The 24363-nt window shown below is 70.5% G+C and carries 24 protein-coding genes; 15 read left to right on the top strand and 9 right to left on the bottom strand.

Annotation, left to right across the window (positions count from 1 at the left end):
- Positions 1–2 precede the first annotated feature (2 nt).
- The 9 genes from HEK131_RS17130 to HEK131_RS17170 all read left to right on the top strand — a co-directional run bounded on the left by HEK131_RS17130 (position 3) and on the right by HEK131_RS17170 (position 9492).
- Positions 3–950 (top strand): DnaJ C-terminal domain-containing protein, encoded by a 948-nt coding sequence (locus tag HEK131_RS17130; protein WP_244335962.1) that lies wholly within the window; start codon positions 3–5, stop codon positions 948–950.
- Complete coding sequence (locus tag HEK131_RS17135; RefSeq protein ID WP_244335963.1) at positions 950–1315, top strand: chaperone modulator CbpM; 366 nt, start codon at positions 950–952, stop codon at positions 1313–1315. Before HEK131_RS17130 ends, HEK131_RS17135 begins: the two co-directional genes overlap by 1 nt.
- Positions 1306–3945 carry an ATP-dependent chaperone ClpB gene (clpB, locus tag HEK131_RS17140; protein ID WP_244335964.1) on the top strand — a complete coding sequence of 880 codons (2640 nt, stop codon included), beginning with the start codon at positions 1306–1308 and terminating at the stop codon, positions 3943–3945. Before HEK131_RS17135 ends, clpB begins: the two co-directional genes overlap by 10 nt.
- Entirely contained in the window at positions 3942–4400 is a 459-nt protein-coding gene (trxA, locus tag HEK131_RS17145) for a thioredoxin (protein WP_244335965.1), read from the top strand. Before clpB ends, trxA begins: the two co-directional genes overlap by 4 nt.
- A gap of 71 nt (positions 4401–4471) precedes the next feature.
- Complete coding sequence (locus HEK131_RS17150) at positions 4472–4900, top strand: DUF2267 domain-containing protein (protein ID WP_244335966.1); 429 nt, start codon at positions 4472–4474, stop codon at positions 4898–4900.
- 73 nt (positions 4901–4973) lie between these two features.
- Positions 4974–5237, top strand: coding sequence for a UBP-type zinc finger domain-containing protein (locus tag HEK131_RS17155; RefSeq protein ID WP_244335967.1), 264 nt, complete (start codon positions 4974–4976; stop codon positions 5235–5237).
- Positions 5237–6985: an FAD-dependent oxidoreductase gene (locus HEK131_RS17160; protein WP_244335968.1), complete on the top strand. Its 1749-nt coding sequence runs from the start codon at positions 5237–5239 to the stop codon at positions 6983–6985. The genes HEK131_RS17155 and HEK131_RS17160 overlap by 1 nt, the downstream gene beginning before the upstream one ends.
- A 61-nt stretch (positions 6986–7046) precedes the next feature.
- Entirely contained in the window at positions 7047–8258 is a 1212-nt protein-coding gene (locus HEK131_RS17165; protein ID WP_244335969.1) for a HEAT repeat domain-containing protein, read from the top strand.
- A 118-nt stretch (positions 8259–8376) separates the two neighbouring features.
- Positions 8377–9492 carry a cytochrome P450 family protein gene (locus HEK131_RS17170; RefSeq protein ID WP_244452051.1) on the top strand — a complete coding sequence of 372 codons (1116 nt, stop codon included), beginning with the start codon at positions 8377–8379 and terminating at the stop codon, positions 9490–9492.
- A 42-nt stretch (positions 9493–9534) separates the two neighbouring features.
- Here the strand turns inward: HEK131_RS17170 and HEK131_RS17175 are convergent, their stop codons facing one another.
- Both HEK131_RS17175 and HEK131_RS17180 read right to left on the bottom strand, forming a co-directional pair.
- Positions 9535–10152 (bottom strand): phosphatase PAP2 family protein, encoded by a 618-nt coding sequence (locus HEK131_RS17175; protein WP_244335970.1) that lies wholly within the window; start codon positions 10150–10152, stop codon positions 9535–9537.
- A complete protein-coding gene (locus HEK131_RS17180) occupies positions 10152–10826 on the bottom strand; it encodes a DedA family protein (RefSeq protein ID WP_244335971.1) in 675 nt (224 codons plus the stop codon). The genes HEK131_RS17175 and HEK131_RS17180 overlap by 1 nt, the downstream gene beginning before the upstream one ends.
- Positions 10827–10977: 151 nt before the next feature.
- Between HEK131_RS17180 and HEK131_RS17185 the strand changes: the two genes are divergently transcribed.
- The 3 genes from HEK131_RS17185 (at position 10978) to HEK131_RS17195 (ending at position 13378) form a co-directional block, all read left to right on the top strand.
- Positions 10978–11349, top strand: a complete 372-nt coding sequence (locus tag HEK131_RS17185) for a BlaI/MecI/CopY family transcriptional regulator (RefSeq protein ID WP_244335972.1) — start codon at positions 10978–10980, stop codon at positions 11347–11349.
- Positions 11346–12287 (top strand): M48 family metalloprotease, encoded by a 942-nt coding sequence (locus tag HEK131_RS17190; RefSeq protein WP_244335973.1) that lies wholly within the window; start codon positions 11346–11348, stop codon positions 12285–12287. The genes HEK131_RS17185 and HEK131_RS17190 overlap by 4 nt, the downstream gene beginning before the upstream one ends.
- A gap of 89 nt (positions 12288–12376) precedes the next feature.
- Positions 12377–13378 carry a hypothetical protein gene (locus HEK131_RS17195; protein ID WP_244335974.1) on the top strand — a complete coding sequence of 334 codons (1002 nt, stop codon included), beginning with the start codon at positions 12377–12379 and terminating at the stop codon, positions 13376–13378.
- A gap of 107 nt (positions 13379–13485) precedes the next feature.
- Here the strand turns inward: HEK131_RS17195 and HEK131_RS17200 are convergent, their stop codons facing one another.
- Both HEK131_RS17200 and HEK131_RS17205 read right to left on the bottom strand, forming a co-directional pair.
- Complete coding sequence (locus HEK131_RS17200; protein ID WP_432215705.1) at positions 13486–14079, bottom strand: NADPH-dependent F420 reductase; 594 nt, start codon at positions 14077–14079, stop codon at positions 13486–13488.
- A gap of 384 nt (positions 14080–14463) precedes the next feature.
- Positions 14464–14910 (bottom strand): DUF1772 domain-containing protein, encoded by a 447-nt coding sequence (locus HEK131_RS17205; RefSeq protein WP_244335976.1) that lies wholly within the window; start codon positions 14908–14910, stop codon positions 14464–14466.
- Positions 14911–14998: 88 nt separating this feature from the next.
- Between HEK131_RS17205 and HEK131_RS17210 the strand changes: the two genes are divergently transcribed.
- Positions 14999–15577 (top strand): TetR/AcrR family transcriptional regulator, encoded by a 579-nt coding sequence (locus tag HEK131_RS17210; protein WP_244335977.1) that lies wholly within the window; start codon positions 14999–15001, stop codon positions 15575–15577.
- A 128-nt stretch (positions 15578–15705) separates the two neighbouring features.
- Here the strand turns inward: HEK131_RS17210 and HEK131_RS17215 are convergent, their stop codons facing one another.
- The 4 genes from HEK131_RS17215 to HEK131_RS17230 form a co-directional block, all read right to left on the bottom strand.
- A complete protein-coding gene (locus HEK131_RS17215) occupies positions 15706–16383 on the bottom strand; it encodes an alpha/beta fold hydrolase (RefSeq protein WP_244335978.1) in 678 nt (225 codons plus the stop codon).
- A gap of 67 nt (positions 16384–16450) precedes the next feature.
- Positions 16451–17845, bottom strand: coding sequence for a serine hydrolase domain-containing protein (locus HEK131_RS17220; protein ID WP_244335979.1), 1395 nt, complete (start codon positions 17843–17845; stop codon positions 16451–16453).
- A 216-nt stretch (positions 17846–18061) separates the two neighbouring features.
- Positions 18062–19411, bottom strand: coding sequence for an ankyrin repeat domain-containing protein (locus HEK131_RS17225; RefSeq protein WP_244335980.1), 1350 nt, complete (start codon positions 19409–19411; stop codon positions 18062–18064).
- A 55-nt stretch (positions 19412–19466) separates the two neighbouring features.
- Positions 19467–20051: a GNAT family N-acetyltransferase gene (locus HEK131_RS17230; protein ID WP_244335981.1), complete on the bottom strand. Its 585-nt coding sequence runs from the start codon at positions 20049–20051 to the stop codon at positions 19467–19469.
- 189 nt (positions 20052–20240) lie between these two features.
- Between HEK131_RS17230 and HEK131_RS17235 the strand changes: the two genes are divergently transcribed.
- Positions 20241–21161, top strand: coding sequence for an ornithine cyclodeaminase family protein (locus HEK131_RS17235; RefSeq protein ID WP_244335982.1), 921 nt, complete (start codon positions 20241–20243; stop codon positions 21159–21161).
- An 18-nt stretch (positions 21162–21179) separates the two neighbouring features.
- Positions 21180–21581, top strand: a complete 402-nt coding sequence (locus HEK131_RS17240; RefSeq protein ID WP_244335983.1) for a hypothetical protein — start codon at positions 21180–21182, stop codon at positions 21579–21581.
- 99 nt (positions 21582–21680) lie between these two features.
- On the opposite strand, the gene HEK131_RS17245 is transcribed toward HEK131_RS17240, so the two are convergent.
- Positions 21681–24032, bottom strand: a complete 2352-nt coding sequence (locus HEK131_RS17245; RefSeq protein ID WP_244335984.1) for a discoidin domain-containing protein — start codon at positions 24030–24032, stop codon at positions 21681–21683.
- Positions 24033–24363: the final 331 nt, after the last annotated feature.

The following is a 24363-nucleotide window of genomic DNA, read 5'->3' on the forward strand; positions in this document are numbered from 1 at the left end:
TCATGGCACGGGACTTGTACGAGGTGCTGGGCGTGTCGCGGAGCGCGAGCCAGGACGAGATCCAGCAGGCCTATCGCAAGCTCGCCCGCAAGTTCCATCCCGACGTCAACAAGGACCCGGACGCGGAGGAACGCTTCAAGGTCCTCAACGAGGCATACAGCGTCCTGTCGGATCCCAGGACACGGGCCCGTTACGACCGCTTCGGCGACGACTTCCGCCAGATCCCCGAGGACTACGACGAACGGGTCGCGGCCGGAGCGGGCGGCGGGTTCCGCGCCCGGCGGACCGCCGGCGCGGGCGGCCCACGCGTCCGGTACACCGGCTTCGGCGACGACTTCGGAGCGGAGGGCATCGACATCGAGGACCTGCTCGGCTCCATGTTCGGCGCCGGTGCCGCCCGAGGGGGCGTCCCCGGAGCGGACCAGGAGGCCGAACTGCCGCTCACCGTCGAGGAGGCGTACCGAGGCGGCCGTCGCACCGTCACGCTCGCCGGTCCCACCGGGCAGCCGCGGCGGTACGAGGTCGACGTCCCAGCGGGCGTCACCGACGGGCAGCGCATCCGCCTGGCGGGTGAGGGCGGCCGTGGCAGCGGTGACGCCCCAGGGGGCGACCTCTATCTACGGGTACGGATCCAGCCCCACCCCAGGTTCCGGCTGGACGGCCGCGACGTGCACGTCCAGGTCCCCGTCACCCCGTGGGAGGCGGCCCTGGGCGCGACCGTGCCGGTGCCCACCCCCGGCGGTGGCACGGCCAAGGTCACGGTGCCCGCGGGTTCGTCCAGCGGCCGGAGGCTGCGACTGCGCGGCGAGGGCATGCCGAACCCGCGCGGCGAGAACGGCGACCTGTACGCCGAACTGCGCATCGTGGTGCCGCCCACGCTCGGCGACCGCGAGCGCGAACTGTTCGAGGAGCTCGCCGCCACCTCTTCCTTCGACCCCAGGAGGACGTGATGAACGACCGACCCACGGGAGCGGCAGGCATCGCCCACCCCGGCCCGGCGGCCGTCCGGTACGCGCTCGTGCCCGTCCCGAGGCTCTCCTTGGCCACCGTGGCCCGCCGCTCGGGCCTCCACCCCGATCTCATCCGCCGGTTCGTCGCCCTCGGCCTGGTCGACGCCGAACGCGACGCCGCCGGGCACCTGGTGTTCGCCCCCACGGCCCCCGCGCTCCTTGCCCGCGTCCAGCGGCTGCGCACCGGGCTCTGCCTCAACTACGCATCCATCGGCCTGGTGCTCGACCTGCTCGACCGCATCAGCCTGCTCGAAGCCGCCCTGCGCGGCCGCGGCATGAGGAGTGAAACACCCCCATGGACATGAACCGTCTCACCCAGAAGTCCCAGGAAGCCCTCCAGGAAGCCCAGAGCGCGGCCGTCCGCATGGGGCACACCGAGGTCGACGGGGAACACCTGCTGCTCGCACTTCTCGATCAGGAGGACGGTCTGATCCCGCGGTTGCTGCGACAGGCCGGAACCGAGCCGAAGGAACTGCGCGCGGCCGTGCGCGAGGAACTCTCCCGCCGCCCGAAGGTCACCGGCCCCGGCGCGGCACCCGGGCAGGTCTTCGTCACCCAGCGGCTGTCCCGCCTGCTCGACGCGGCCGAGCGGGAGGCCAAACGCCTCAAGGACGAGTACGTGTCCGTGGAGCACCTCCTGCTCGCCCTGGCCGAGGAGGGCTCCGCGACCGCCGGTGGACGCCTGCTCAAGGAGCACGGCGTGACCCGGGAGTCGTTCCTCAGCGTGCTCACCCAGGTCCGCGGCAACCAGCGCGTCACCTCCGCCAACCCCGAAGTGGCCTACGAGGCTCTGGAGAAGTACGGCCGCGACCTGGTCCTCGAGGCTCGGTCCGGGCGGCTGGACCCGGTCATCGGCCGTGACGCGGAGATCCGCCGCGTCACCCAGATCCTCAGCCGCAAGACCAAGAACAACCCCGTCCTCATCGGTGACCCCGGCGTCGGCAAGACCGCCATCGTCGAGGGCCTCGCCCAGCGCATCGTTCGCGGCGACGTCCCCGAGGGCCTGCGCGACAAGACGGTGTTCGCCCTCGACATGGGTTCCCTGGTCGCCGGCGCCAAGTACCGCGGTGAGTTCGAGGAACGCCTCAAGGCCGTACTCAGCGAGGTCAAGGCCGCCGAAGGGCGCATCCTGCTCTTCGTCGACGAGTTGCACACGGTCGTCGGCGCGGGCGCCGCCGAAGGCGCCATGGACGCGGGAAACATGCTCAAGCCGATGCTCGCTCGCGGTGAACTGCACATGATCGGCGCGACCACCCTGGACGAGTACCGCAAGCACATCGAGAAGGACGCCGCCCTCGAACGCCGCTTCCAGCAGGTACAGGTCGACGAGCCGAGCGTGGAGGACACCATCTCCATCCTGCGCGGGCTGCGTGAACGCCTCGAGGTCTTCCACGGCGTGAAGATCCAGGACACCGCGCTCGTCTCCGCGGCCACCCTCAGCCACCGCTACATCACCGATCGATTCCTGCCCGACAAGGCCATCGACCTCGTCGACGAAGCGTGCGCCCGGCTGCGTACCGAGATCGACTCGATGCCCGCCGAACTCGACGAGATCACCCGCCGCGTCACCCGCCTGGAGATCGAGGAAGCGGCCCTGTCCAAGGAGACCGACCCCGCCAGCAGAACCCGCCTGGAGGAACTGCGCAGGGAACTGGCCGACCTGCGCGGTGAGGCCGACGCCAAACGCGCCCAGTGGGAGGCCGAACGGCAGGCGATCAGGCGCGTGCAGGAACTGCGCCAGGAACTGGAGCGGGTCCGCACCGAGGCGGAGGAGGCCGAACGCGCCTATGACCTCAACCGCGCCGCCGAACTCCGTTACGGCCGCCTCCAGGACCTGGAGCGCCGGCTGAAGGCCGAGGAGGAGCAACTGGCCGCCAAACAAGGGGAGAACCGGCTGCTGCGCGAGGTCGTCACCGAGGAGGAGATCGCCGAGATCGTCGCCGCGTGGACCGGCATCCCCGTCGCCCGCCTCCAGGAGGGCGAACGCGAGAAACTGCTGCGCCTCGACGAGATCCTGCGCGAGCGCGTCATCGGCCAGGACGAAGCCGTCCAGCTCGTCACCGACGCCATCATCCGCGCCCGCTCCGGCATCCGTGACCCGCGCCGCCCCATCGGCTCGTTCATCTTCCTCGGCCCCACCGGCGTCGGGAAGACCGAGCTGGCCAAGACCGTCGCCCGGACCCTGTTCGACTCCGAGGAGAACATGGTGCGCCTCGACATGAGTGAGTACCAGGAGCGGCACACCGTCAGCCGGCTCATGGGCGCACCACCCGGATACGTCGGCTACGAGGAAGGCGGCCAGCTCACCGAGGCCGTACGCCGCAAGCCGTACTCGGTCGTGCTGTTCGACGAGATCGAGAAGGCGCACACCGATGTCTTCAACACCCTGCTGCAGATCCTCGACGACGGCCGCATCACCGATGCCCAGGGCCGCACCGTCGACTTCCGCAACACCGTGATCATCATGACGTCCAACATCGGCTCCGAGCACCTCCTCGACGGCGCCACCGCCGAGGGTGAGATCAAGCCCGACGCCCGCGCCCTGGTCATGGGCGAGTTGCGCGGGCACTTCCGCCCGGAGTTCCTCAACCGCGTCGACGACATCGTCCTGTTCAAACCGCTCGGCGAGCGGCAGATCGAGCGGATCGTGGAGCTGCAGTTCGACGAACTGCGGCAGCGGCTCGCCGAACGCCGCATCAGCCTCGAACTAACCGAAGAGGCAAGGAAGTTGATCGCACACCTGGGCTACGACCCCGTCTACGGCGCACGGCCGCTGCGCCGCTACATCTCCCACGAGGTCGAGACGATGGTCGGCCGCGCCCTGCTGCGAGGTGATGTCCAGGACGGTGCGACGGTCCGTGTCGACGCCCTGCACGGAGAACTGGTGGTCACCTATGACCAGCAGGAGGGGGCCCGGGAAACGAGGGCGGCGTGAACTCCACCCGGACGACGACGGTGACCTGTCCGAACTGCGGGCGCGTCAACCGGATCCCCGTGGTCGCCGAGGGAAGCCCCAGATGCGGCCACTGCAAGCAACCCCTCCCCTGGATCGTCGACGCGGGCGACGACGACTTCGCCGGGATCGCCGACGACGCCACCCAGCCCGTCGTCGTCGACCTCTGGGCCACCTGGTGCGGCCCCTGCCGCACGGTCAGCCCCGCCCTCGAACAGGTCGCCCGCGAACTCGCCGGACGCATCAAGCTCGTCAAGGTCGACATCGACAAGAACCCGCGGCTCGGCCGGCGGTTCGAGGTACAGGCGGTGCCGACCCTGCTCGTCCTGAACCACGGCGAGACGGTCGCCCGACAGGCCGGCGCGGCACCCGCGCACGTGCTGCGCGCGTGGGTCGAGCAGGCGCTGGCCGGCGGGCGAACCCCGGAGCGAGGCTGACCACGAGCCTCCCCGGCCGAGAGCGTCAAGCCCCGTCACGTCCGGACACCGAGAGTGAAAGGGACCATGAGATGACCGAAGCGGGTTTCACCTCCTTCGATACAATGGTGGACAAGGCCAACCGGCTCCTCAAGGACATCGAGGAGGCCAACGGCTGGCCCGGAGAGCGCCGCAAGCAGTCGTACGCCGTGCTGCGTGCCGTCCTGCACCGGCTACGCGACCGGCTCCCCGTCGACGGGGCCGCGCACTTCGGGGCCCAGCTCCCGACCCTGGTCCGCGGCATCTACTACGACGGATGGAAGCCGTCCGATACACCGGTGAAGCTGAGCGGCGAGGAATTCCTCCAGCGTGTCCGGGACGACTTTCCCCACGCGGTCGACGGCGGCATCGAACGAGTCGTGCACACCGTGCTGGAGGTTCTGGAACGCCATGTCAGCGACGGTGAGTGGGACCACCTCAAATCCAGTCTGCCGCGCTCGCTGGTCTCCGTACTGCCGTGACCCTCGGCGGCCCCCCGGACCGCCGACCAGCCACAGGAGTGCAGTCGAGCACACCCTAGAAGGGAGAAACCTCATGGTCACGATTCCCGACCCGCACCTGGCGATGGTGCGTCCAGTGACGCCGCGTACCCCGCGCGGCTGCGAGGAGTGCCTCATGGAGGGGTCCCCGTGGGTGCATCTGCGGCTCTGCCTCACCTGCGGGCACGTCGGCTGCTGCGACTCCTCGCCCATGAGACACGCGAGGCGGCACGCGGGCAGTGACGACCACCCCGTCGTGCAGTCCTTCGAACCGGGAGAGGACTGGCGCTGGTGCTTCGTCCACGAGGCGCTGGTCTGATGAGCACCGCCGAGTACGACGATGGCGCGGTCCGCGAGACACCGGACCGATACGGGGCGTTTCCGCGCCTGACACCGGAGCAGCTCCAGGACCTGGCCGCGCACGGTGAGCGCCGCACGACCACCGCGGGCGAGGTGCTGTACCGCGAGGGCGAGCCGTTCCGGGAGTTCCTCGTGATCCTGGACGGGACCGTCGCGGTCCTCGAGGATCACGGTGGCCCGGAGGAGCGCACGGTGGCGGTGCACGGACCCGGCAGGTTCCTGGGGGAACTCGGGTTGCTGGAGGGCCAGGCGGCGTTCGAGACCGCCGTGGTGCGCGAGGCGGGCGAGATCCTGGCCGTACCGGTGGAGCGGCAACGCGCTCTCGTCGCCCGAGACCCCGTCCTCGGCGATCTGATCCTCCGTGCCTACCTGGGCCGCAGGTATCTGCTCATCGGCCTCGGGGCCGGCTTCCGGATCCTCGGCTCGTGCTACTCGCGGGACACACTGCGGCTGCGTGAGTTCGCCGCGCGTAACCGGCTGCCCCACCGCTGGGTGGATCTGGAGAAGGACAAGGAGGCGGAGGCGCTGCTGCGCCGGTTCGCGATCAGTCCCGAGGAGACTCCGGTGGTCGTCTTGAAGGGCGAGAGGGTGCTGCGCAATCCGAGCAACGCCGAACTCGCCCGATGCATCGGGCTGCCGGCCCCGGAGCCGGAGGCGGGGCGGTGCGAGGTGATGGTGGTGGGTGCGGGCCCCGCGGGACTCGCCGCCGCCGTGTACGGCGCCTCCGACGGCCTCACCACGGTCGCCGTCGACGCCGTGGCCACCGGAGGTCAGGCCGGGACCTCGTCCCGTATCGAGAACTACCTCGGCTTCCCCTCGGGCATCTCCGGGGGCGAGCTGATCGAACGCGCGGTGCTCCAGGCCCACAAGTTCGGGGCTCGCCTGATGGTGCCGGCCCAGGTCAGCGGGCTCACAGCGCAGGAGGACGAGTACGTCGTCACCTTCACGGACGGGTCCCAGACCCGGGCGGGCGCCGTGGTGCTCGCGTCGGGTGTGCGGTACCGCAGGCTCGACGTGCCCGGCATCGACCGTCTTGAGGGCGTCAGCGTGTACTACGCGGCGACCGTCCACGAGGCGAGTCTCTGCACGGCGGATCCGGTCGCCGTGGTCGGCGGTGGGAACTCCGCCGGGCAGGCGGCGCTGTTCCTCTCCGACCACGCGTCCCGGGTCCACCTCCTCGTCCGGGGCGGTGACCTCAACGCGGACATGTCGCGTTACCTGGTTGATCAGGTGGAACGGCACCCGAACATCGAGGTGCTGCTTCACACCGAAGTCCGGGGCGTCTTCGGGGAGGAGAGACTGGAATCGCTGATCGTGGAGGACAACGCAACCGGTGAGCGCAGGGAGGTGCGGGCCGTGGCGCTGTTCGTGTTCATCGGGGCCCGGCCGCGCACGGACTGGCTCAGGGGCGTGCTGGCCCTGGATGAGAAGGGCTTCGTCCTCACCGGAGCTGACGCCCAGGCGGCGGCCGACGCCGCCCGGTGGGACTCGCTCGGCCGAGGCCCGTTGCTGCTGGAGACCACTCTTCCCGGAGTCTTCGCCGTCGGCGATGTCAGGAGCGGCTCGGTCAAGCGGGTGGCCTCGGCGGCAGGCGAGGGTGCCATGGCAATCCGCCTCGTGCATGAACACCGGGGGAAGACCGGCAACTTGATCCGCACCGCGGGTCCCGAGGAACATCGCCCGGTCGCGGGCCAGTCCGCGTCCTGACGCTGATCCTCCTTGACGGGCCCGCGCGGGACGGAATCCTGGTATGCCAGGATCTGCTGCTGTGATGGACTACGACCCTCTCACCGGCCTGGACGATGTGCCCTGGGCCAAGCTGCAGCACTCCTACGGCATGGCCGACGACATCCCCGGACACCTCCGGGCGTTGCAGGCGGGGGTCTGGGAGGACCGGTACCCGCCCAGTGCGCAGCTCGCGAACCACATCGTGCACCAGGGCACGCGATCGCAGGCTGCGGAGTACACCGTTCCGTTCCTTGTGCGGATGGCACTCGACCCGAGACTGGTCGACAGGCACCGGTTCGTCGGTCTGCTGGTCGCCATCGCGATCGGCCTGGACAACAACTACCTGCCGAACGGCTACGACCCCCGCGAAGACCGCGCGGCCCTGGCGGACGTACGCGGCGAAGCCGACGACATGGCTCGGTGGATCGACGAAGCGGCGGACGACGAGCAGCGCAAGCAGCGCGAGGCGAGCTGCGCGCAAGTGCTCATTGACGCCGAAGCGGTGGTGCGTTCGTACGACGCCGTCCGCGAAGCACTTCCCGCACTCGCCGTCCTGCTGACCTCGGACAGCCCTGAACTGCGCGCCAGGACGGCGAACTTGCTGGCGTGGTTCCCCGAGTCCGCGGCGACGTCGGTTCCCCTCTTGAAAGCTTTCATCGCCGATGAAGTCTCGCCCGGCGCGGCGGCGACGGGAGTCGTCGCCCTCGGCCTGCTCGGCGACCCGGCGACCGTCCCCTTCATCCGGCGCTACCTGGACAGCCCGATCGTCGAGCTGCGCTGGGCCTCCGCCTTCGCGTTGACGCGCTTCGGGATTGCCGACCCGGCCGTGGTCGAGGTGCTGACGCAGGTAGTCGCCCGGCCGCCTGAGAAGACCGGGACCATGTCGTTCCTGAGCGGCTCCTACATGAGCCTCGCGGCGATGGCCCTGGCCGAAACACCCGAAGCCACGACACTCCGGGCGGTCGACGCCGTGCTGGCCGGCCTGGCCGACTGTACGGGCGTCGAGGCGTTCGACGACAGGTACTACACGGCGCAGACGCTGTTCAGACTGGTCTTCCCGGACGATCCCGCCGAACCGCCGCGGTCCTTCGGTGACCTGAGCGACGTGCAGCAGCGTGTCGTGCGCTTCGTCGCCGACCAGGGCGACGCCGGCTGGCCTTCCGACGGGATGGACGCCTTCCGTCGGTGGAAGGTGCCGACCAACCACTCTGACCTGAGCGTCTACGCCGGTATTGTCCAGGCTGGCCAATAGGCCGGCGCCCGCCCCGCCGTCCCGTCACGAGCCCCCATCATCTCCAGCCGGAGTCCGCGTGACTGATCCGAATCAGAACACCCGCGCCCCACACGACGCCTACTCCGTCTACGCGGCCATGCGCGCCGTGTGCCCGGTGCAGTCCGCACCCTCCGACTCCGGACGGAGCAGCTACGTGGTGACCGGCTATGCCGCGGCCCGCGAGGCGCTCGGTGACGCGCGGCTCTCGAAGGACACGGCCGCCTTCTTCGCGGACAAGGAGTCGAGTCGCCGCCTGCACCCCGCTGTCGCTCAGAGCATGCTGGCGAGCGACCCGCCCCGGCACACTCGCCTGCGCAACCTCGTGACCAGAGCGTTCACCAAGGGCGCCGTCGCGGAACTTCGTCCCTTCATCGCCGACGTCACCGACACGCTGTTGGACCAGTGGCCCACCGGGGAACGGGTGGACTTCGTCGCCGGCCTCGCGGTGCCGCTTCCGGTCATCGTGATCTGCGAGCTGCTCGGGGTGCCGGAAGCTGACCGACCCGATGTCCGGCGCTGGTCCGGAGAACTGTTCGCCTCCGGGAACCCGGCCCTCATCGACGCGGCGTCCCACTCGCTGGCCGACTACATGGGCGGCCTCATCGCCGACAAGCGTCGGCGGCCCGGCGACTCGCTGCTCCACCGCCTCATCTCGGCGCGGGACGGCGACGACCACCTCAGCGAGGAGGAACTGCTCTCTCTCGCGGTCCTCCTGCTCGTCGCCGGGCACGAGACCACGACCAACTTCCTGGGCAACGGTCTCCTGGCCCTGCTCCAGCACCCTGCCGAGCTGGATCGCCTCCGGGAGAAGCCCGAGGCTGTCCCGGCCGTGCTCGACGAGCTACTCCGGTTCGACTCCCCCGTCAGCACAGCCACCTTCCGCTTCGCCACCGAACCGGTCACGCTCGCCGGAACCGAGATCCCGGCCGGCGCCCCTGTCCTCATCTCCCTCGGCGCCGCCAACCGGGACCCGGACCGCTTCCCCGCTCCCGACGAACTCGACTCGGACCGGGACGCCGCCGCCCATCTCGGCTTCGGTCACGGCATCCACCGCTGCGTCGGCGCGCCCCTGGCCAAGGCGGAGGCCGAGATCGCCCTGCGGGAGGTACTCCGGCGCTTCCCCCGGCTTCGACTGGCTGTGCCTGCGGCCCAGTTGCAGTGGCGTCGGACCCGACTCGTCCGTGGGCTGACCGAACTTCCTGTCCTCACATAGCCGAGCCGGAGGCGGGTCGGGGCCGGAGGCGCCCGTGGGGAATCACGGAGCGACGAGCGGACGCAGGCGCCCTCGGCCCAGCTGCCCGGCCATGGCTTCGGCGTGCCGGAAGAGGAGCAGAGCGAGCGACGCCGCCACGAGCGCTCCGACCGCGAGGCCCGCGACGATGTCGTGCGGATAGTGGGCCCCGACCCACACGCGGGAGGCCGCCATCGCCAACGCGCCGATCACGGCGACCGTTCCCAGACGGGCCGAGACGAAGCACAGGGCGACCGCGGCCGCCGCGGCCAGAGTGGAATGGTTACTGGGGAACGACCAGTCACCGGGCGCCGGACACGCCTCCAGCGTGATCACACGCAGGGACTGGCACGGCCGGTTCTCGTGCACCGCCTGCTTCAGCGCGGTGCTGACGGAGAAGGCGATCACGGTCAGCGCGGGGGCGGCCAGGGCCTTCACCGCCCGCGCCGGGTCCTGGTGACGGGCCTGCCACCAGCCGATCAGCATCAGGACGGCGAACAGGGCGAGGCCGTACGTGGAGTAGCCCGAGACGAAGCCGTCCAGCCAGGCCGGTGCGTGGTGGGCGGCATCGACCACGTCGAGGTAGGCGCCACCGTCGATGCCCGAGCCGTCGTACGCCTGCGCGGTGGTCACGGTGCGCATCACGCACCTCCGTTCGCACCGCGCGAGCGGCGGGAGCGTACGAGTTCCAGACCGACCGGGACGAGCGACACGACCACGATGACGGCGATGATCGGCAGGAGGTAGCGGTCGACGTCGGGCACGGACGATCCCAGGCCGTATCCGGCCAGCACCAGACCCACGGTCCAGAGCAGGCCGCCGAGTACCTGCCAGAGGGCGAAGGTGCGGGCCGGGACGTCAAGGGCACCGGCGAGCGGGTTCAGCATGGTCCGTACGACCGGCAGGAAGCGGGCCAGCACGATCGCCTTGGCATGCCCGTACCGCTGGAGGATGTCAGCGGCCCTGGCCGCGCCTTCACTGATCCTGCGTGACCTCGTGCGCTTCAGCAGTGCCGGGCCGGCCCGGCGGCCGAGCAGGTAGCCGACCTGGGCTCCGACGAGCGCGCCCGATGCAGCGGCGACCAGGACCCAACCGAGGGACAGGTGTCCCGATCCGCCGGCCGAGCCCGAGGCGCACAGCAGCCCGGCGGTGAACAGCAGCGAATCGCCGGGCAGGAAGAAGCCGATGAGCAGGCCGGTCTCGGCGAAGAGGACCGCGGCGATGCCGAGCGTGCCGAAGGTGGCGAGCAGCGACTGCGCGTCGAGGAGGTTCACGGCGAGTTGGAGCGGGGGTGCTGCTTGGTGCGCGAGCGTCATCGGCGCTGGCCCTTCGGTGATGGCTGTCGGGTATACCGGACACGGACGGAACGGGAGCGCTGCCAGGACGCCGCAGCACAGGACCCCTTGCGTCTACAAAGCAGTAGTCGGTCTACGTTACTGTAGACGACCGGACGGACAGGAAGGTCCCATGACTGACGCAGTGGGCGAGCGCAGGCCCGCCGGTGAGCTGGAGGCAAGCGTGCTGGCGGCGCTGTGCGCGGCGGATCGGCCGCGATCGGCGGCCGAGGTGAGAGCGGCGATACCCCAGGAGCTGGCCCGCACCACGGTGGCGACTCTGCTCGCCCGACTGCATGAGAAGGGGGCGGTGGGGCGCACGCCGGGCCGGCGGGGTTTCCTGTACTTCGCGGTGGACGACGCCCACGGCCTGACCGCACAGCGCATGCACCGCGAGCTGGACCAGGACGACGATCGCAGCACGGTGCTGGCCAGGTTCGTCGAAAGACTCAGCCCCGATGACGAGGCGGAGCTCAAACGCCTGCTTGAGGGAGACGGCCGTTGATCACTCTGCTGCTGGTCCCCCTCGTCCTGCCCTGGGCGCTGCCGCCACTGGCCCGGCGCACCGTCGAGCGGGTTCGGCCCGAGATCGCCCTCTGGACGGTCACCTGCGCCACGTTCGCACTGGCTGCGGGGGTCGTGGCGAGCCTGGGCGTCCTGCTGCTGCCACTGACCCTCGCCTTTCCCCCGGCCGCCGCGCTCGCGGAGCTGATCCAGCCGCTCGACGCGGGGCCCCGGCTGCTGGCCCTGGGCGTGTCGGCGCTTGCCTCCGGGGGTCTCGCACTGGCCACTTGCCAAGTGCTCCGCAAGGCCGCGCTGGAGCTGGTGTGCCTACGCGCCACCCACAGCCGCGTCGCCGGTCTCCCGGATGCCGGAGGACTCTGCGTCCTGGACGACCCCCGCCCCGACGCCTTCGCTCTGCCGGGTGCCCTGCGCCGGGCCGACCGGATCGTGGTGACGACCGGCATGTTGCGCGCCCTGGGACCGGTCGAACGCGAAGCGTTGCTCGCGCACGAGCGGGCCCACCTCGCCGCGAAACACCATCTCTTCCTGTCCGCCGCCCAGCTTGCCGGGTGGTGCCACCCTGCCCTGTCGAGCGTCAACGGCCATGTCTCGTTCGCCGCCGAGCGGGCGGCCGACGAAGCCGCCGCGCGGCACTGCGGTGACCGGGACACCACGGCTCGGGCCGTGGGGCGTGCGGCACTGGCCGCGAGTCGAGCCCGCGGCACCGCCACCACGCCCGCGCTGGCCCCCGGCGCCGCCACCGGACCCGTTCCCGCGCGGGTCAGGGCGCTGCTCGCCCCCGCGCCCGTACGACGTGTGGTTCCGGCGCTGCTGGCCATGGCCCTCGTGTGCACGGCAGCCGGGGCTTCGTCGTTGGCCGGAGCCGTTTGGCTGCACCGGGGTGTCGAGGTCGCCCAGGGCGAGTCACCGTCCGACTGATCACCGGGCGTCCGCGCACGCCCGGTTCCAGCAAGCCGGCTTCTACGCGGCCGCTCGTCGACGAAGATCCCGAGGTTCGGTCCGAGGCGTTGGCCGCATTGGACATGGGCGTGCTGCACCAGGGGTCGCTGTACACCGTCACCGCGCCCGCCGCACTGTTCGTCGCCGCGATCCTCGACCACCCGGTGGGCCTCGCCGAGCACGAGGAACACTTCCCGTGGGACGACGGGCCGCCGCGCAGCCTGCTCGCCTGGCTGGGGCAGGTCGCCGAGTCGGCCGCCCATGGGGAGGATCCGGTGCGCGACCGAACCGACTGGCAGTGGGCGCCCTGGCACGACGAGGGGCGACGCGAGCACGACCCGGACGAGCGCGCCGCACTGCACGCGTGCCGGGAGATACGCCCCACCCTGTACGACGCCGTCGAGCCGTTCCTCTCCTCTCTCGATACCCACGTCCGCGAGGTCGCGCTCGGCGCCGCAGTCCCACTCCTCTCGGCCCCAGAACTCGCCGACCGGGTACCGCGGGCCGCCAAGCTGGTGCGGGCACAACTGGGCCCAGCGGCGGGGCGAAGGGAGCGGGCGAGTGTGGCGCGGGCGCTCGGCTCGTGGGGAACGGACACTTCCGACCTGCTCGCCGACTCCGACCCGGCTGTGCGAGTGTGCGCCGCGCTCCGTCCCGCCCCTGCTGACCGGCCACGCGCGCTCGCCGTCCTCCTCGACGCCCTGCGGGATCCGCGACGGACGGACGGCTGGTTCCCCGAGCCGCTGCCCGGGCTCGACGGGTGGTTCAGGTTCACCGTGCTGCGCGCCGCACTCGCCCTGGCCGAGACCTTCGAGGAGGTGGCACCGGTGACCATCGCCATGGTGACCGCCGACGGCACATCGGTCACGGAACATGAACGCGGGCCGATCCTGCTCAGAGCCTTTGCCGGTGGCTACGACCCCACCCACCCGCTCACCCCCGCCCAACGCAGCCTGTTAGGGGCCTTCGTGGACACCGACGAAGCGACGGGCGGCATCGCCGGGAACGTGTTGTGGTTCCGCGCGGCCGGGCTGCCAGAGAACCGGGAGGGCATCACGGCGTTGCTGTGACCATGTCCGCCACCGCACCATGCACCCATGCGCTCCCCGCCTGAGGCCGAGCCGAGACCGCTGTGCAGCAGCTCCAAGTTTCAGCGCGAGCAGCCCTTCGGCGCAGCTCAGGCGGATAGTTCCGTGACGCCGAGGGAGAAGTCCCAGCCGCCCACCCCCTGCCGGGCGAGCCCCATCGTGAGTACACCTGCTCCTTCCAGCCAGTGCGCCATCTCCAGGCCACCGGCGTCCAGCGGGCGCATCCCGAGGCTCTTGATGAACGCCTCCACGTCCGCCTTGGCCTGCGTGTCGTCGCCGGCGATGAAGATGTCGGGTCGGCCGTTCTCCAGGACATGACGGAAGACGGTGTTGAATCCCTTCACCACGGCGGCACCGGCCGGGGCCACCTTGGCGACTTCCCGCGCGATGGAGGTGACTTCACGGTGGGCCAGACCGTCGGCCGCCGAATTGAAGGGGTTGCTGATGTCGACGATGATCTTGCCTGCGAGGGCGTCTCCATAGTGGACGACGGCCGGAACGACACCGTCGGACAACAGGGCCACGATGACGATGTCCCCCGCCGGTACGGCGCCCCACTCCCCCGCCGTGGCGCCGCCACCGAGGGCCTTGGCCAGGTCGGCGGCCTTGGGGTGATCGCGGCCCATGACCTCGACAGTGTTACCGCCCGCCATCGCCAGTGCGCCGATGGTACGGGTACAAATCCTTCCCCGCCGCCGCCATCGCCGCCGTCCTCATCGACAACGCCCTCCCCGCGGCGGACGGGGGAAGCGAAGAGGCGGCGGTGGGGTAGCCCTCGGGCTACCCCACCGGCATGAGGGTGCACCGCCGCGCCCCGCGCCGATGAGATCGTTCCGCTGTACTGAACGGCTGGCGTCGACGCGGGAGTCGGTGAAGTCGACGGCCTCGGAGAACCGGTAGCGCATGGCGCGGTCGTAGGTCTTGCGAGGGCTTCGCCATGTCCCAGCGGGGCGAGTCGAGTCGCCCCGCTGGATGCGCGCCGACCGGGCCACAGCCGTGCGGATCTGCGCTTCAGGCCGCCCGGCTGAGCGGTCGCGGCTGACGGCCGGGCGGGTGAGACCGCGGGCTCAGGTGAGGGCCGCGACCAGCAGGGCGAAGGCGGCGACCAGGACGGCGACGCGGACGTAGTGGAAGCGGTCCCAGCGGTTCATCTGCTGCTTCCAGTCGGCGGGCCGATTCTCAGGCGTCCACGTCTTGCTCCGGTCGTTGATCGGGACGAGCAGCAGGATCGACATGATCACGCTGAGCATCAGCAACAGGCCGGCGGTGACGAGGAGGCCGGTGCCGGGGTGGTGCCGTCCGGCGACGGCCCAGGCCGCGACGAGGACGAGCGAGCCGATGTACCAGACCGGCATCACGGCGCCGAGCATCCGGCCCCCGTGCGCACGGCCGAGTTGGCCGCTGTCACCCGGGAGCGCGTCGAGGATCCGGTTGATGACGAAGGCGACGGAGAACTCCACCCCCACCATCACGCCGACGACGACGGTGGTGCACACCTCGAGTGCGTTGAGCATGTCGCTCCCTGGAATCTAGCGTTGATAGCCGATGAGGCAACGCTAGTTCTACCGATGCTTGCTTGTCTAGCGGTGCTAGGATCGAGGCATGTCGGTACAGGAACGCAAGGAGCGTGAACGGGCGATCCGTGAGCGCCTCATCGTGGCGACGGCGCGCGAACTCGCCGAGCAGCAGGGCTGGGACGCGGTCACCACTCGCCGGCTCGCCGAGCGCATCGAGTACAGCCAGCCCGTGCTCTACAGCCACTTCCGCGGCAAGCGCGAGATCATCGGCGCCGTCGCCCTCCAGGGCGCCGTGGAGATGGCCGCGGCGGTCCGGGCCGCGACCGCCGCCGCGGACGGCCCGCGCGAGCGGGTCGCCGCCCTCGCGCGGGCCTACCTCGACTTCGCCGCACGCAACCCGGCGGTCTACGACGCCATCTTCCAGCTCGACGGCGGTCTCGCGTACGCGCAGGAGGACACCCCGGAGCCCCTCAAGGACGCCTTCGCCGCGTTGCTGGAAAGCCTCGGCGCGGTCGCCGGGGACGGCGTCGACGCGGCACTGTTCACGGAGACGTTCTGGGCGGCCCTGCACGGGCTGGCCACCCTGACCCGAGCGGGACGGCTGCCGCCGGAGGACACCGAGCCGAGGGTGGAACTACTGGTGGACAGGCTCGCCGTGGTCTGACACACCATCCCCTCGGGCACGCAACCGAGTCCGGACTGGAGGCTGAACTGAGGATCAGCGCGACCGACATCGCCGGTAGCCGGTCGTGGGCGGCTCCTCGCGACGGCGGAGGTGTGAGTAGCTGTGCGTCAGGCGGGGTTGGACGACAGTGCGCCGAGAACGGCGGCGAGGCTGTGTGGGTCGCGGCGGGCGATGTTGTGGCCGACGGGGATCTCGTGCACCCGCCAGCCCGGGTCGTGGCGCAGCCGTTCGGTCAGGGGCACGAACGGGCTGCCTTCCCAGGCGCCACCGCTGATGAACGTGCGGCGGAGCGCCGGGCTGTGGCTGCCTCTCAGCCTGATCGACTGGACGAAGCTCGCCATCGGGTGCGGCCGCGCGCGAGGGTCGAGCCCCTCGGGGACCGCGACCCATCGGCCGTCGGCGTGGGCGCCGGAAATGAATGCCTCCCGGAATCTGTCGCTGGTCAGGGACCAGCAGGAATCCCCGTCGTCCGGGACGTAGGCGTCGATGAAGACGAGCTGGTGGAGGCGGTCACCGAGCCGGTCCGCGACACCGGCGATCACCATCCCGCCATAGCTGTGGCCGCACAGCGCGAGGGGCGTCCCGCCGCCACGGTCGACGATCTCTGCCACCTGGTCGATATGGGTGTCGAGGTTCGGCGGACGGTCCGCGTCGACGGGGCCGTCCGCCTCCAACCCCGACAGCGTCACCGTCTCGACCTGGTGACCGCCTCGGCGCAACTCGTCGGCCACCGGGTCGAACACCCAACCGCCTTGCCAACCGCCGGGCACCATCACGAATTTCACCGGGCCATCGTAGGTCCAGAAACCCGGACCTCCGGCGGGGGAACAGTGGATGGTCGCGCTCCGACGTTCACACGGAATCCAGGGAGACCCGCTGGAACAGCCGGCCCGCGAGGTCGGCGCCGGTGATGGCACCGTTCTCGTCGCGTGTGAAGAAGCCTCGCTGCCCCTTAAGGCCACCGCCCGTGACGATGTACGCGTCCGCGTCGCCGGGCAGCAGGCCGAGACCGGCCGGCGGGAGATCCGGGGGCAGTTCGGTGTCCGCCGCCGCGCGGATCTCCGGTTTGATCGCGCAGGCGATCGTCAGCCCGGCTCCCTCGACAGCGATCGTGAGCGCCATCATGTCGTTCGCGTAGGTCCCGGCCACCTCCACGCCCCGCTCCTCGTCGTGCGGGAGCGGCTCCGGGTCCCGGTCGACGACCCCGAGGTAATGCTCCAACGCCCATCGGACGGCGGCCTGGTTGAAGGCGAGGCCGCCCTCCGGTCCGGCGTTGGACATCGCGACGACCGCGAAGTCCCGTTCGGGCACGATCAGCAGCTCGGTGAACTGGCCGTTGGCCGAGCCGCCATGACCGACGGTGCGAACGCCGTCCACGTCGCGCAGGAACCAGCAGATGCCGAAGGCGTCACCGAGCGTGCTGCCCCGCAGTTCGACCGTCCGCTCCCGCATCTGCCGCAGGGCCTCGGCGGACATCACCCGGGAGCCGTCCTGTGCACGGCCGTCACCCAGGTGGAACCGCGCCCATCGCAGCAGGTCCGCCACCGAGGAGGAGCCGCCCCCGCCAGGGTTGTTGCCGCGGCTGTCCTTCCACTGCCGCGCGACGGCCGGCGCTCCGTCCTCGCCGACGTTGTGCCCCACCGCGAAGCGGCGTGTCATCACGTCACCGGCGGCGAAGAAGGTGTTCGAGAGACCCAACGGCTCGAACAGCAGCGAGGAGACGGCCTGTTCGTAGGTCCGGCCCGTGACTCTCTCCATGATCCGCCCAGCCAGGTTGTACCCCACCTGGCTGTACGAGGCGCGGGCGCCGGGCGGCGCGATCAGCTCCACCTCGGACATCTTCGCCACGTAAGCGGCCAGGGCGTCGTCCCCCTCGCCGGTGTAGGCGCTCATCCTCCAGTCGAGGCCCGCCGTGTGGTTGAGCAACTGCAGCACGGTGATCTCCGCCGCGGCCCGCTCGTCCGGGAGCGCGAGTTCGGGAACGTACCGGCGCACCGGTGCGTCCAGCTCGACCCGCCCCTCCGCGACCAGACGCATCAGTGCCGTCGCCGTGAAGGGCTTCGTGACCGAGCCCAGCACGAACAGCGTGTCCTCATCGACGGGCAGCGGGTTCTCGACGCTCGTCACGCCGTGACACCCGTAGATCTCCCGGCCGTTCACCCACACCCCGACGGCGGCACCCGGCACCCCGTACTTCGTGGCCGTGGCCTCGGCGAACTCCGACAGCGCGTCCTGCTCATCACTCATGGCAACTCCCCCATCGAGGAAGGGGAGAGACTCCCCCCGTTCTCCAGCCCTGATCCTTGCCGGTACCAAGGGTCGGCGCCAAGGCCCTTACGCAGTAACGTCGTTAGGCCAGCAAGGGCGCTTGTGCCCGTGGCGGCCGGGCCGAAGTCGCGGGACGACAGCTCGGCGGCGAGTGCGAACGCCTTCAGCGCTCCTGAGCCTCAGAGGCCCACCCCGTCAGCCCCCGGTCGGGTTCCCGTTCCGCTGCCTCCACCGCCAGAACTCGTCGGCCCGGTGGTCGTGTTCGAAGCCTGTGCCGAGAGGACCCACCCGTTCGATCGCCCGGGCGGTGCGCGGGTCGTCGCGCAGGGCGAGACCGTAGGCGGCCTCCAGACGGACGAGCTGGTCTTCGTCGCCGAGCAACGCGGCCAGGGCGTCGGCGACGGCGGGCGTACGGTCCGGGGAGCCGGCCAGCGCCGCCGCGGCCACGGCCCGCGGTCCGGTGTCCGGGGCTTCGGCCACCGACAGCAGCGCTCGGGTGATCTCCGGCAGGAGGTCGCCGTCCCGGATGCCCGCCGCGCACGCGCTGAGCCGCACCTCGGCGTCCGGGTCGTGTAGGAGGGTGAGCAGGGCGGCCCTGGCCGTGGGCGTGCGGGGAACGTGGTCCACGCAGAGGGCGTAGGGCACCTGGCGGCGTACACGCGGGTCGGGATGGCGGGCGTGGCGGAGGCCTACGGCTTCCTGGCCCGGATGGTCGCGGTCGGTGAGGGCCTCGAGCACCCTCGCGAGTATCTCGCCGTCCGTTTCCTCGGCCGCCCAGGCCGCCAGGAGTTCGCGCTCCTCCTCCTCGTAGGAGGAGTCGGGATCGAAGAGCCCCCGCATCCGCAGGTAGCCGGACACGAACAGGCGATGTGCCCGGTCCGGGCTCCGGCGCTGGGCCACCACCGCGGACCAGGTCTCGAAGCTGCGGCGCTGGATGAGGACCCAGCAGGCCGCGGACCAGTCCACATGCTCCTCGTCCGGCCGCACGACCGCGCGGCCGATCAGTTCGTCGACGGGGGTCGGGATGCGGAAGGCCCCCTCCAGCGAGGTCAGGACGGCTCCGTGTCCGGCCCGCATGACGAGGCCGCCGAGCGAGACCTGATCGACCCAGTCGTACTCGTCGTCGCGCACCCGGACCGTCTCGGCGGGCCCCGGCGCGCCCGTCCTGCGCCGCAGCTCCTCGGCCGTGCCCGTCTCGTACCGGCATCGGGCCAAGGTGAGCAGACGTTCCCGTTCGGCCTGCGGGAGTCGCGATCGGGGCTCCGGGCCCAGTACCGCCGAGAAGACCGCGGGGGAACCTCCGTCGACGGCGTGCCACAGGGGTGTGGTCCCGTCCGGCAGCACCCGGTCGGGGTCCGCTCCGCCCGCTGTCAGCTCCTCGGCGACCCGCTCGTCGTACGCCGCCACCGCCACGCACAGCACCGGCAGCCCGTTCGCGTCCACCGCGTTCGGGTCGGCACCCTTGTCCAGCAGATCCCGTACCGCCTCGGCGTCCCCGGCGCGAACCGCCGACCTGAGCCGGGCGTCGGGTTCAGCCTCGCTCATGCTGCCGCTCTCCGTTCCGAATAACTTCGCGGGTCCGCCTGACAGAGCCCGCGGCTCAATGCCGCTCCTCGCGGGCTGAAGTCGGCACGGCCGCCGGCCGCCACTCCCGCCTGATCAATCCGAACACCCACGAGTCGGATACCTCGCCGTTCACGACGCAGTCCTCCCGCAGCGTTCCTTCACGCAGGAACCCGATCTTCTCCAGGACCCGGGCGGATTCCACGTTGCGCGTGTCGGTCTCGGCCTGGACCCGGTTCAGGTCCAGTACGTCGAACCCCCACCGCAGCAGCGCGTTCGCGGCCTCCGTCGCGTAGCCGTGTCCCCACATCGCTTCGTCGAGGATGTACCCCAGCGACGCGCTGCGGTAGTCCGGGTTCCATCCGCTCAGACCGCACCAGCCGACGAAGGCCCCGTCAGCGGCGCGGTCGATGGCCGTCCGGGCCCCGGAGCCCTCGTCCGTCATCTTCCGGCACGTGTCGATGAAGCGTTCGGCGCGGGCCCGGTCGTCCCACGGCGGGGAGTCCCAGTAGCGCATCACGTGGGGGTTGCTGTGCAGGGCGAAGAGCTGCTCCGCGTCGGCGTCGGTGAAGGGGCGCAGTCGCAGGCGAGTGGTGTGCAGCGTGGGGGTGGCCAACGTCATGCGCACCATCCTGTGTCCTCAAGGACCTTGCAGGACACCGAATTTCCGGTCCCGGTCCCCCGGCCTCGCCTCGGTCATGGGTCGTCGGTCGCGAGACGGACCCGGCCTACGCCTGCGGACGGAGGTCCTGGCGGAGTCGCCCTTGGCAGACTGACCTCTTCTTCCGTCCGAGGTGAACGGGGTGTCGCTGTGTCTGTGCCGCTGTTCGACGACCACGACGTCCGTGCCCGGCTCGACGCCGGGACGGCCGTCCGGGCCATGCGGGCGGCGATCCTGGCGCATCACGAAGGCACCTTGCAGGCACCGCCGCGTGTGCGTGCCGATCTTGGCGGCGGACATCTGGTCGTCACAGCCGGGCATCTGCGCGAGCAGGAGATGTTCGGCTTCCGGGTGTACGACACCCTTGTCGGTGCGGAGCAGTTGGTGGCCGTATGGATTGCCCGGGACGGCGAGCTGGCCGTACTGGTGCAGGGTGCGGAACTCGGCGCGCGGCGGACCGGCGCCATCGGAGCTGTCGCCGTGGAGGTGGCGGCCGGACCCGGCCCTGTCCGCGTCGGCATCGTGGGCGCGGGTGCGCAGGCGTGGACGCAGCTTTGGGCCATGCTCGCGGTACGGGAGGTCGAGGAGGTCGTGGTCGCAGCTCGCCGTCCCGGACGTGCCGAGGCGTTCGCCCGCAGGACCGCCGACGAGCTAGGAGTCCGGACGCGCGCGGCAAGGACGGTCGAGGACGCCGTACGCGACCGGGACGTGGTGATCGTGGCCACGAACAGTGCGGTGCCGGTCCTGGACGCCGACTGGATCGCTCCGGGAACGCATGTGAACACCGTCGGCCCCAAGACCGTCTCCCGGCATGAAGTGCCCGCCGCCCTGGCCCACCGTGCCTCGGTGGTCCTCACCGACTCCCTGGTCCAGGCAGCCGGTTACCCCGAACCGCACATCTTCGCCGTCGACGCCATGATCGACCTCGGTGCCGCCCTCGCCGGGGCGGTGACGGTCCGCACCGACCCCGATCAGATCACGGTGTTCAGCTCAGTCGGCCTGGCCGGGACCGAAGTCGCCCTCGCCGCCGAACTCGTACGTCGTCGCCCCACCCGTCCCGTGCTGTCGTGACCGAACAGGTGAACCGGAATGATCACACGAACCGCCCGGCGAGCAGCGGTCCTTGCCGTCGCCGCAGTCCTGGTGAGCGGTTGTTCGTCAGAGGATCCGGCGCAGGCCAAGGAGTGGCAACGGGATTACTGCGCCAAGCTGGGGTCCTGGCAGGACCTGGCGCACGCCACACCAGGCAGCGACGCAGACGCCGGTGACGGACAGGGGGTCGACTCGCCCGACGCCGACGGCACCGCATCGGCGGGGCACGCGGTCATCGATGCCTCGAAGAGGCTTGACCGGGCGGGTCTGGAAGACGGTGCCACCCGCATCCTCGACGACACCGTCGACGCGGTCGGCGGCGACACCGGGGCCGAGAGCCGGGCGGTGTCCTACTGCGACGGCTCGGGCTTCGAGACCTTGGTCAGGGCGGCCGACTGAGCACGGTGGACACCCGGCTCCACGACGCCACAGACGGTCCCGCTCCGGGTCAGGCTTCCGGAGCGGGACCGCCAGTGACTACTGGGCATGACGTGCATGTCAGCCCGTGTACGCCTCCAGCTCGGACAACTGTGCCGCGGGCCAGCCGGTGTTGGCCGTGATGGTGACGCGGAGGTAGCGGGTCGGCGTACCGGTCAGGGTGACGGTCGCGGTGTTGCCGCTCGACGGGTTGAACGTGTACGCCGCCGACGACTTGAGCGTGCTGAACGTGGAGTTGTCGGTGCTGCCGAGGACGCTCAGCGTCTGGGTGCGTGTGGCCCACGCCGCCGCCGGGGGCAGCTTGAGGACGACTCGCTTGACCGCCTTGGCGGCGCCTAGGTCGACGGTGACGGACTGCGGGAAGGCGTTGTTGGCGCTCTCCCAGTACGTGTCCGCGTTGCCGTCCACGGCCTTGGTGGCGGGGTAGACGTCGGTGTGGCTCGTCTCGGTGACCGGCCGGTTCTTGGCGAGGTTGACGGTCGGGTCCGTCGGCGGGTCCGTCGGAGGATCGGTGGGCGGGTCGGTCGGCGGCGTGGTGCCTCCGCCGGGTACGCCGCCGTTGGTCCACTGCGGGGCCGGCCAGTTGCCGGTGCAGGCCGGCGGGTCCGCGTACCAGCCGCTGTTGCCGGTGCCGCGGGTGATGACGAAGCCGGGACCGACACAGTTGTGGATCGGGTTGGACTGGGCGACGTGGGTGGCCGTGACGTTGGTGAAGGAGGCCGTGCCCGTCGACTGGACCTGCAGGGCGTAGGTGCCCGTCCCGTCGATCCTGACGTTCTCGAAGTGCAGCCCCTTCGTCGCGCCCTCGATGTTCATGATGGCGGCGTAGGAACTGTCGAGGATCTCGCTGTCCGTGATGTTGATCGTCGCGTCCAGCGCTTCGTTGAGGCCGCTGAACCAGACCGCGCCGACCCCGAACTGCCAGTTGTAGTCGTTGTTCCCGGCCCGGATCAGGGTGTTGCGGGCGGCGGTGGTGGTACCGGAGACGGCCGTGCCCTGACCGGAGTTGACGCCGGGGTACCGGTTGGCGATGTGCAGGCCGCCGCCGTTGGTGATGGTGTCCGCCATCACGTTGTCCGAGATGGTGATGTCCTTGCCGCCGTACGTGACGATGTTGTTGGCGAGGATCGGCAGGATCACCGTGTTGAAGGTGAACTTGTTCTTGACGTTCGGGACGCTCTCCGCCCACATGGCCAGGCCGTCGTCACCGGTGTTGCGGACGAACGTGTTGGTGACCGTGGAGTTGGTGACACCCATGTGGAAGTTCACGCCGTCGGCGGTCTGGTCCAGGATGCGGCTGTTCTTGATGGTGAAGTTGTCCATCGGGCCGTCCATCCAGGCCCCGCACTTGGTGTGCTGCATCCACACGTTGTCGACGGTCGAGTTGGACATCGCGCCGCCGATGGCGTTCACCTGATCGTCGTCGACTCGCTCGCGGATGTCCCCGAGGATGGCGAAGTCCTTGAGCGTGACGTTCTTGCTTCCGCCCTGGTTCGCGTACTTGCCGTACACACCCACGGCCTTGGCCCGGTTGACCGGGTCTCGGCCGGTCAGGACGCTGTACCAGGGGCCTGCACCGGCCAGTGTCACCTGGTCGACGACGATGTGGTCGCGCACCTGGAAGGTGCCCTGGGGAATGTAGACGGTCCTGCCCTGCGCCTTGCCCGCGTCGACCGCCGCCTGGATCTTGGCGGTCGAGTCGGCGGCACCGGTCGGGTCGGCGCCGAAGTCCCCGACGACGTCCAGTGCTCCGGACGGCTTGCCGATGGGCGCGCCCACCTGCTCGAAGTCCGCGAGGTCGATGGTGAACGTCGGTGAGGCGCTCGTGGACGACACCTGCAGGCGCACCTTGGTCCCGGCCGGCAGCGTCGAGCCGAGCAGGGTGCGGGTCTCGTCGTAGAAGTGGTGGGGGTTGGTGTCGCCCGGGTTGTTGTTGAACGGGTAACCGCCGTAGTACCAGCCGTACTTGGAGGTCACCGGGACGGACTTGAGCTGGGCCCCGTTGACCTTCAGGTCGAGACTCGCGTCGCGGCCGGTGCCGGCGGAGTTGTCGGGCAGTGAGTAGCGGAACGACATCGCGTTGGCCGGAGCGCTGAGCGTGAACTCGACGTACTCGCCCGCCGCGTCCAGTGTCACCGCCTGGCGTCCGGACGCCTCGGAGGGGAGATGGCCGTAGAGCCGGTCCGGTCCGATGAGGGTGCCGTTGGTGGCGGCGTACTCGGCCTCCTGCTCCTTGAAGGGGACGGTCGCGCCGCGGCCGGATATGCCGACCGGGGAAGGCGCGGGCACTCCGGCCGCGACGGCGTCGGGTGCGAGTGCCACGGCGACGAGCGTGCCGGCCGCGGCCAGCACCAGCGACACGGTCGCCGCCAGTCCTCGGCGCAGGGGTCTGCCGTTGGGGGGTGAAGTCATGGGCGTGCGTCCTTAGGGCTCGTGGGGTGAGCGGACGCAAGAAGGCTAGGAGCGCACGGAAAGGAAGTCTATGAACGTGCGCAAGATTGGTACGGGAGAGCGCAGATTCTCGACTAGCAAAGGAGAATCGCCGCTGATGATCCACATGGCAGGATTGCCGGACCGCGCCGGACACGGGAGACGAACCGGCCCGGCATGCCCTGCTCGCGCAGGACGGGTCATGGGTGGTCCTCGTACGGCAGCGCCACCGCGAATGCCACATACGCGTGACCACCGCCCGGCTCATGCACTCCGTGCAGGAGAAGGAAGCCCCACCGAAGACGCTCAAGGA

Origin of the sequence: Streptomyces seoulensis (assembly GCF_022846655.1) — a bacterium.
GTDB lineage: Bacteria > Actinomycetota > Actinomycetes > Streptomycetales > Streptomycetaceae > Streptomyces.